Genomic DNA, 9,492 nt, shown 5'->3' with positions numbered 1-9,492 from the left:
GGCAAGGAGATATTTCGTACCTTTGCCCCCGCGTTTCACCTCCAGGGTCGAGTACCTCTCGGAGAGACCGTGGGACGCATGACACTCATTATTATATATACCCATAGATTATGGCAACAGTTATCAGACTGCAGAGACACGGTCACAGAGCCTACGCTTTCTACTCGATCGTCGTCACACACCGTAGAGCACCCCGCGATGGTCGTTTCATCGAGAAGCTGGGCACCTACAACCCCAATACCGATCCCGCCGTCGTGGATCTCAATTTTGAGCGCGCGCTCTACTGGATCGAGCAGGGCGCTCAGCCCTCAGACACCGTGCGCAGCATCCTCTCCCGTGAGGGCGTGATGATGATGAAGCACCTCCGTGGAGGAGTACGCAAGGGCGCCTTCTCCGAGGAGGAGGCTCAGAAGCGCTTCGACGAGTGGATGAAGGCAAAGAAGAGCTCTTACGAGAGCGAGAAGGAGAAGGTCGAGTCCGCCAAGCGTGACACTGCCAAGAAGCTCCTCGATGCAGAGCGCAAGATCAATGAGGCTCGTGCCAAGGCGATCTCCGAGAAGCAGGCCGAGGCCAAGAAGGCCGCTGAGGAGGCTGCCGCTGCCGAGGCTGCTGCTGAGGCTCCCGCTGAGGAGGCTCCTGCCGAGGAGGCAGCTCCTGAGGCACCCGCCGCAGAGTAACCTCGCCACAAGATACAAGCCGAGGGGGTCCGCACGACATCGTGCGGACCCCCTTCGTCATATCCTGCCTGCCACATCCCTGGTAACTCCTACCAAGCGACCATCACAGGCTGCTCTATCGGACATCCCGGCGAAGAGAGTGCAAATATACCACCTCCACCTCCCCTCCTTGTCTCTTATTTGCAGTTAGCTCCCTTTCCCATCTATTATTGTCACTTCTTTTGATCTAACATTTACGACATGTTAAGTTGCAATGCACAGTTGGCATTTTTTCGTCCGTTTGACTGGCGGAACTGTTAAAACAGCTGCTGTGCGTGAGAACGCCCTGCAAATACTTGTAGGTTTCTCTAAAAAGGATTAACATTGGAGGTAGCTGGCAAAGAGTCCGAATGGCACTTTAAATATCTGAGAAACGCCACGATGAAGCCTGATTTTGTTTCGTAATCAGTGGCGCGGTTTCAGTTTTTTTATCATAGGTGTTCTTCGCTACTCTTTGTGAGTTGACGAACTTAGACTGCGGGTTGTATCATCCGACAGCTGACTTACTTAATCATCAATAGCAAGTATGAAAAGGAAAATCGAACTGCTACTGGCCTTCCTTCTGCTATCGATCAGTTGTGCTTTTGCTCAGAAGTTGACCGTCAAGGGTACGGTCCTCGATGAGACAGGCGAAACGATCATAGGAGCGACGATACGTGAGAAGGGCGTAGAGAAAAATGGGGCCGCCACGGACATGGATGGCCACTTCACCTTGACGGTGAATCAAGGAGCGACGTTGATCGTCTCCTATGTGGGATACAAGACCAAGGAGGTCAAGGCGAAAGCCACGCTGACCATCAAGCTGGAGCCCGACGCACAGCTCCTCGAGGGCGTCACCGTAGAGACCGGGTACAGTAAGATCGACCGCCGCCTCTTCACCGGATCGGCTGATAAGATCGATGCTAAGAACGCTCTCGTCGATGGTGGTACTGATATCGCTAAGATGCTTCAGGGTAAGGCCGCCGGTATCCAGGTGCAGAACGTCTCCGGTACCTTCGGTGCGGCTCCTAAGATCCGTGTCCGCGGTGCCTCCTCCATCTATGGTGACACCAAGCCGCTCTGGGTGGTTGATGGTGTGGTACTTGAGGATGTGGTGGATGTCAGCCCCGACGACCTCTCCTCCGGTAATGCTGCCACGCTGATCTCCTCTGCTGTTGCCGGGCTTAATACCGACGATATCGCTTCTTTTGAGATCCTGAAGGATGCCTCTGCCACCGCACTCTATGGTGCACGTGCGATGAATGGTGTGATCGTCATCACCACGAAGAAGGGAAAGCAGGGGACTGCGAGAGTCAGCTACAGCGGCGAGTTTACCCTCCGCGAGAGACCCCGCTACTCGGACTACAATATCCTCAACTCTGCCGAGCAGATGGGTGTCTATATGGAGCTTTACCGTAAGGGCTTCCTCAATTACGCCAATACGGTGCGCAACCAGAATGCGGGTGAGTTCTATGTCATGAGCCGACTGCTTAGTCAGTACGATCCCAATACCGACTCTTTCGGTATGCCTAATACGACAGAGGCAAAGCTTGATTTCCTCCAGGCTGCTGCTATGAGAAACACCGACTGGTTCTCAGAGCTCTTCCGCAACGCCATCCAGCAGAACCATGCTGTGAGTATCTCCGGCGGTACGGATAAGGCTCATTTCTATGGGTCGCTCTCCCTCTTCAATGACCCGGGTTGGTCCATCGCTGATAAGGTGCAGAGGTATACTGCGAACTTTAACCTTGGCTACAAGTTTACCGATAAGCTGGGACTGAACTTCAATACCTCCAGCTCCTATCGTGATCAGAAGGTGCCGGGGACTAATGCTCGTACCTTTGACTCTTACAATGGTACCTATGTCCGCGACTTTGATATCAACCCCTTCAGCTACGCACTCAATACCTCTCGTACGATGAGGGTCCGGGGTGGTGACGGCAATCTCTTCTACTACCGTCGCAATTACGCTCCCTTCAATATCATCAACGAGCTGGAGAATAATACGATCGGCATCACGATGCTGGACTCTAAGTTTCAGGCAGAGCTGACCTATCAGCCGATCAAGCAGCTGGAGCTGAGTGCCCTCGGATCTGCTCGATTCGTGAAGACCTCGCAGCAAAATAGAGTCACTGAGCACTCCAATAAGGCGATGGCTTATCGAGCTACCGATGACTCCTCCGTGATCGATAACAACTCATACCTCTATAGGGATCCGGAGCAGGTCAATTCGTATCCTCAGGTGGTCCTCCCCAATGGTGGATTCTACGACACTCAGGATGACATCCTGCGCAACTACTACTTCAGAGCTACCGCCAATTACAATAATATCTTCAACGAAGATCATATTACTAATATGATGGTCGGTAGTGAGGTGAAGTATGCCGATCGTGAGCATAGGTGGACCGATGGCTATGGTATGCAGTACGACAAGGGACTGACCCCCAATACCGACTACCGGATCCTTAAGCAGCTCATCGAGCAGGGTGGCAATTACTACGGGCTCTATAATAGCTATGATCGCTTTGTGGCCTTCTTTGCCACCGCTTCCTACTCTTATCAGGGAAAGTACACCCTCAACCTCACAGGACGTGTCGATGGATCTAACCTCCTCGGCAAGGCTCGCAGCTCCAGATGGCTGCCTACATGGAACGTCTCCGGATCTTGGAATATCCGTGAGACCCTCTTCCCGATGAACAACACCGTCTCCAGAGCCCTGCTGCGTGCTACCTATGGTCTGACGGCATCTATGGGACCGGCACGTAACTCTCTGCCGGTCTTCTACAGCGGTCGTACTTTCCGTGGGCTTACCTCGAGAGACGAGACCCTCACCTACATTGATGCGCTCGGCAATAGCGACCTGACGTGGGAGAAGCAGTATGAGTTTAATGTCGGAGGCGACCTCGGACTATTCAACAACCGTGTCAGTCTGAGCATGGACGCTTACTGGCGTAAGGGCTTCGACCTTATCGGTCTTGTCACCACCTCAGGTATCGGTGGTCAGGAGCGTAAGTGGGGTAACTCCGCCAATATGGACAGCCATGGTATCGAGTTTACCCTTAATACCACCAACGTGGATACCGGTGACTTTGCTTGGAATAGTAACCTGACTTTCTCTTGGAACGAGAATAAGATTACCAAGCTGGATGCCATCCCTACCGTAGGAACTCTGACTCGTCAGGGAGGTGCTCCACGTGAGGGCTATCCTGTGCGCTCCCTCTTCTCTCTCCCCTTCCGTGGTCTTGATGACACCGGTATGCCTACCTTCTGGTTGGGTGAGAAAGATGAGGATGGCAAGGAGATTGTCGGCTATAAGGGGATCAACTTCCAGAATAATCAGGACCTTGATTACCTGAAGTATGAGGGCTCGATCGATCCTACCATCGTCGGTGGTTTTGACAACACCTTCCGGTACAAGGATTTTGGCCTCTCTTTCTACTTCACCTATCAGGCTGGTAGCGTGATTCGTCTCCCCGATGACTTCTCGACTTGGTACTCTGATCAGTCTACCATGCCCCGTGAGATGCTCAATAGGTGGCAGGTGCCCGGTGATGAGAAGACGACAAATATCCCGGCCATCCAGAGCCGCTGGAGACTCTACGATGAGGGGACAGATGTCAGCTGGGCTTACACCGGTTACAACTACAGTGACATCCGAGTGGCTAAGGGTGACTTCTTCCGTCTGAAGGATATCACGCTCTCCTACAATCTTCCGCGAGACTTCCTTAAGGAGTACCTCAGCATCAATAGTGCCACCTTGCGCTTTGTGGCTTCCAATGTCTGGCTGATCTATGCCGACAAGAAGCTCAATGGCGTGGATCCTGAGTTTGCCAATACCGGTGGTGTGGCTATGCCTACACCGCACCAGTATACACTGACTCTGCGCCTTGGATTCTAAAGTACCCCACTCTGACTGAAATACCCGATAAGTATGAAAAAAATAATATATCACGTAATTGGTCTGGGACTGATCTCGCTCTCCCTCGTGAGTTGCGATAGGTTCCTGAGCCAGGCGCCGGATGATCGTACGCAGATCAACGATGTGCCGGCTGCCAAGGAGCTGGCTGTCACCGCCTATCCCGAGTATCACTATGCCCCTCTCTTTGAGCTCCGCTGCGACAATGTCGCTGACCTCAGCTCAAGGCTCTCGCCTTTCAATAGTTTTGATGAAAATATGTATCTCTATGAGGAGACGGTCAAGAGTACCTATCAGGACTCTCCTCAGGGATACTGGCGCTCCTGCTATGAAGCCGTCGCTGCGGCCAATCAGGTGCTTTATGACTTAGACCGAGTAGGTGCTAAGGGCGAGCAGGCTGATGCCACCCGTGGAGAGGCTCTCGTCGCTCGTGCCTATGCCATGTATATGCTGGCACAGACCTTTACCATCCCCTACGATCCGGCCACAGCAGGCAAGGATCTGGGACTCCCCTACCCACTTGTCCCCGAGAATAAGCTGATCCAGGAGTATGAGCGCGGTACGCTGCAGGAGCTCTACGATAAGATCGCTAAGGACTTCGAGGAGGGAAGTAAGCTGATACGTGACGACTATAGTGTCGTAAAGTATCACTTCAATAGACAGGCTACTGCCGCCTTCGGTACCCGTCTCTACAGGACTCTCCAGAAGTGGGATAAGGTGATCGAGCTGGGTAATGAGGCTATGGGTAATGACCCCAGTCTCTATGTCCGCACCATCAATGACCCCAACTCCTTCTACATGGGTACGACCAGTGAGATGGCACAGATCTGGGGTATGGAGACAGAGCCCGCCAACTTCCTTGTGTCTGTACTCGTCTCGAGCTGGTGTCGTAACTATCAGGGACGATGGCGTTATGGTGCATCCTGGCCTGCTGAGGGTAGACCGGGTCTGGCAAGGACTATATTCTGGGGACCCAACTTCCTCAATACTCCCGAGCCTGGTAAGGTTAATAAGGTTCAGGCCGCTTATCCATTTTATGGGAGTGCGTACAATGCCTTTGCTCCTAAGATTGAGGAGCACTTTGAGATGACCGATAAGACAACCCAAACAGGCTTTATCCACACTCAGGCGATCCTCTTTAGTGGGGATGAGGTACTCTTCAATATGGCGGAGGCCTACACGATGAAGAATGACTTTGCCAAGGTCGAGCAGCTGCTTCAGATCTTCGTTTCTCACTTTATGAAGGGGTATGATGAGTCTGACCCGTTGTACAAGGTGACGAAGGAGAAGATCGTTAACTTCTATCAGGACAAGGTGGGTAAGATCTTACCCGATCCGGTCTATGGGATAGAGATCAATACCTTCAATCCTTCCTTTGAGACCACTCCTGAGCAGGAGATGTACCTGCGTGCCTGCGTGGATATGAAGCGTATCGCCACTATCCACGATGGTATGCGCTGGATGGACAATAGGCACTTCCGTATGGACATTGTCCACAATGTCCTCTCGCAGGGTAACGCCAAGCAGGAGTATATCGTACTGAGAGGTACCGATCCTCGCTATGCCTACCAGCTTCCGTCCAACGTACTTCCCTACCTGGAGAAGAATCCGGGTTACGAGAAGGACTTAGAGAGAATCTCCAAGTAATCGATCATCCATTATTATGAGATACATGAATTATATACATGGCTCCCTCCTCGTGCTGATCGGATCAGTACTGCTCCTCGGAGGATGCAAGAAGGAGGAGGACCTCACCGCTCCGGACTTCCAGAGAGAGACTGCGCTGCTCAAGAGGTATCAGACCCCACTCGACAAGTGGATCAAGGCAGAGTATACCGATCCATACAACATCGAGGTCATCTGGAGGTGGGACACCAAGGAGGCCGGATATAACAGTAACTATATCCCTCCGAGACCCGAGAACGTCCAGCCCTTCCTGACTATGCTGAAGCAGACTTTCATCAAGACCTATCAGGAGGAGATGGGGAACTCGTTTATCAAGCCGCTCATCCCTAAGCAGTTTATGCTGCTTGGCGAGTGGGGTTACCAATTTGGCTCCCGCCGTCTTGCTCAGGCAGAGGCCGGTAGTAAGTTTGTCTTCTACGGCGTTGACTACTGGGATCAGAAGGAGGATGACCAGTATCCCGGTGTGGAGTATCCCTTCGTCCGCGAGGCGGTCCACACGATGTTCCATGAGTTTGGTCATATTCTGCATCAGAATAAGAAGTTCACCGAGGACTTCCAGTCTGTGTCCAAGAAGCACTATACCATCCGCTGGACTGACTTTAGTGATACTGAGGCAAGGGTTAAGGGATTTACCTCCAATTACTCCATGCTTAATCATAACGAGGACTTCGTAGAGATCCTAGCTTTCTACATCACCATGACCCCCGAGCAGTGGGACGCTCACATCTCCACGGGTGTCGAGGCGGCTGAGAAAGAGCTGGTCCTCAATCCTGACCATGATCCGAATCCCGTTGATCCTAAGGAGGCTGAGGAGGGTAGGCAGGCTATCCTTACCAAGCTCGCTATGGTGAGGGACTACCTCAAGGCTACCTGGAATATTGATCTCGATGAGATCCGTGATGCTGCACTTAAGAATGCCGAGATGGCACTTAAGAATCCTGAGATTATCCCTCAGAGCTCGGCTTCCACGCGCTCGTATGTGATCGCACCCTTCTATGCTGTGAGTCCCTACACACACAATCGCGTATTGTGTGCGACCGGACAGCACAAGGAGGACGGCAGTCCTCTTACTGAGGCACAGCTTGATGCCAGCAAAAGAAATTGAGGCTAATCCTTCTAAATGAGATTTCAGATATGAAAAAACTTAATATATCCACTCTCATCAGCAGCACTCTGCTCGGCACCCTCTTGGTCGTGGCTCTTGGTCTCACCGGGTGTGACAATAAGCAGGAGCTGCTCTTCGGTGAGACAAATAATGGTCGAGCACTTGATCTGCTCGAGCAGTGTGAGAAGACCCTGCTTGCCAATCCTAATGGCTGGCAGATGACTTACAAGGTCCCCAAGAAGACGATAGGAGGTGAGTATACCGTCCAGATGCTCTTTGGGGAGAATAAGTCGGTAAAGATGTGGGCGGACTACCTTGATGAGCCTACCACCTCCACCTATGCGCTCTCCCTCTACAGTGGTCCGATGATCTCCTTTGATACACCGGGTGCGCTGACGGTCCTTGCTGACCCGTCCCTTCAGCCCAATCCCAGTATCAAGAAGGGTGAGGGATACTGGGGAGAGAATGACTTCATCATCTACTCTGTATCTCCGGAGAAGATTGTCCTCAAGGGACTCAAGTACGGTGAGAAGGTCGAGCTCATCCCCCTCAAGGCGCCGGCAGGTCTCTCCAATAATGGGATCACGGGGCTTATCCATACTCTTGCCAATCAGCTGACTCAATATGGATCAGCAGTGGTGCTGATGAATGGTGAGCAGCCACTCAACTCTATCTCCTTTGATGTCTCGGCTCTTAAGTCCTTGGTGTCATCTACCAATCCGACGAACTTCACGATGATACTTGCCCCTATGAATGAGGGTGAGGAGGAGAAGGAGTTTGTAGTCTCTTATGCGGAGGGCGGCTTCCATCTGGAGCCGGCTCTTGAGGTGGACGGAAAGTCTTACTCCGACTTTGTCTACGACGAGGAGGGTAAGCGTTTTTCAGCCAAGGATAATCCTAAGGTTTGGATCAACCTCTCTCCGCTTCCACTTATGCTTCGCCCCGGAGGCTACTTCACGAATGGCTTCTTTGTTTTAAATGATGCAGATAATATTACCATGAACTTCTTAGGCAAGATTGGGGCTGTCCTTCCCGGATTCGTGACTCTCCAGTGGTACTTGCAGTCTGGCCTCAAGGAGTTTGACTTTATGTGCAAGGATGAGAATGGCAAGGCTTTCTGGCCCGGTATTACCTATGAGCTTGAGGAGGTAGCTCCATATGAGGGTATTTACAGCCTCAAGTTCACAGGGACGACACATGATCTGATAGGCAATGCCCTCCGCGCAGAGGATCTCAATGCCGTCTCCCTCTTTACAGCATTCTTTACCACTGCAGGAGGGGATGATAATAAGGTCATGATTACCTTGCAAGATCCGGATAACGGCATCGTACGTATTCAGGAGATTAATTCACAGTATAAACTTTGGGTTGACTTCAGATTTATTGAGAACTAAATGAGTCCGCGAGACTTTTGACTACATTATGAGGAGCGCATCTGATGAGGGTGCGCTCCTCTCTTGTCTGGTATCTTACATAGAAATCATTCTATCGGAAGTACACGGCATACTCGACTCGGCTTCTTCTTCCCGACTGACATACGTCTACTCCTCTAATGAGACCTTTGAAAAATGGGGGGATAATGAGACGCTCTTTCTTGGATGATTTCTCCAGGAAAGAGCGTCTCTTAGGATTTCTGAGCGACTTTTTGGGGCGTTTTTTCGTCAAAAGGGCGTGAGGAGTGCCTTTTCCCTCACTTTTTGAGGTTATTTCAGCCCTCGGGACTAATTTATGTCCCGAGGGCTGAAATAACCCAGGACTGACGCACTTGAGCTTAACAGTAAAGGATCTGATACTCGTTAGAGAGGCTAACCTAAAAGGATGGGTGGTCTCACTTATCGGTCATCTTCGTTGTGACGGCGACCTGCAAGGGAGCGGGCATCCTCGGCGCCGGGGAGTATCGTATCGAGCCGGGTAGAGTTCGGTGAAGTCTAAACCCGATATTAGTGATCACTAAACCCGGGTTTAGTGATCACTAATATCGGGTTTAGTTTGGGGGCGCAGGGCTGACGCATCTGAGTGGTACAGAAACCATTCAACTCATTGTAAAGAGTGGTGAACGATGCACCCCGACAGGGGTGCCCGCTTTTTAG

5 protein-coding genes are annotated in these 9,492 nt (G+C 51.7%); all 5 read left to right on the top strand.

The features are described 5' to 3' along the window. The first annotated feature begins 110 nt into the window (after positions 1 to 110). Positions 111 to 677 carry a 30S ribosomal protein S16 gene (locus Q0F21_RS03420; RefSeq protein WP_297237426.1) on the top strand — a complete coding sequence of 189 codons (567 nt, stop codon included), beginning with the start codon at positions 111 to 113 and terminating at the stop codon, positions 675 to 677. 565 nt (positions 678 to 1,242) lie between these two features. Next, complete coding sequence (locus Q0F21_RS03415; protein ID WP_297237424.1) at positions 1,243 to 4,593, top strand: SusC/RagA family TonB-linked outer membrane protein; 3,351 nt, start codon at positions 1,243 to 1,245, stop codon at positions 4,591 to 4,593. A gap of 33 nt (positions 4,594 to 4,626) precedes the next feature. Further along, positions 4,627 to 6,258, top strand: coding sequence for a RagB/SusD family nutrient uptake outer membrane protein (locus tag Q0F21_RS03410; RefSeq protein ID WP_297237422.1), 1,632 nt, complete (start codon positions 4,627 to 4,629; stop codon positions 6,256 to 6,258). Positions 6,259 to 6,274: 16 nt separating this feature from the next. Continuing rightward, entirely contained in the window at positions 6,275 to 7,402 is a 1,128-nt protein-coding gene (locus Q0F21_RS03405) for a substrate import-associated zinc metallohydrolase lipoprotein (protein ID WP_297237419.1), read from the top strand. A gap of 29 nt (positions 7,403 to 7,431) precedes the next feature. Continuing rightward, a complete protein-coding gene (locus tag Q0F21_RS03400; RefSeq protein ID WP_297237418.1) occupies positions 7,432 to 8,796 on the top strand; it encodes a DUF4302 domain-containing protein in 1,365 nt (454 codons plus the stop codon). The last annotated feature ends 696 nt before the right edge of the window (positions 8,797 to 9,492 follow it).

Origin of the sequence: uncultured Porphyromonas sp. (genome assembly GCF_934359325.1) — a bacterium.
Taxonomy (GTDB): Bacteria; Bacteroidota; Bacteroidia; order Bacteroidales; family Porphyromonadaceae; genus Porphyromonas_A.
Note: the sequence above shows the minus strand (reverse complement) of the source record. Positions and strands in the feature narration are given on the sequence as shown.

Excerpts from the sequence above, each read along its gene's own strand:
- Q0F21_RS03420 (WP_297237426.1), top strand. The coding sequence starts at position 111 with ATGGCAACAGTTATCAGACTGCAGAGACACGGTCACAGAGCCTACGCT.
- Q0F21_RS03415 (WP_297237424.1), top strand. The coding sequence starts at position 1,243 with ATGAAAAGGAAAATCGAACTGCTACTGGCCTTCCTTCTGCTATCGATC.
- Q0F21_RS03410 (WP_297237422.1), top strand. The coding sequence starts at position 4,627 with ATGAAAAAAATAATATATCACGTAATTGGTCTGGGACTGATCTCGCTC.
- Q0F21_RS03405 (WP_297237419.1), top strand. The coding sequence starts at position 6,275 with ATGAGATACATGAATTATATACATGGCTCCCTCCTCGTGCTGATCGGA.
- Q0F21_RS03400 (WP_297237418.1), top strand. The coding sequence starts at position 7,432 with ATGAAAAAACTTAATATATCCACTCTCATCAGCAGCACTCTGCTCGGC.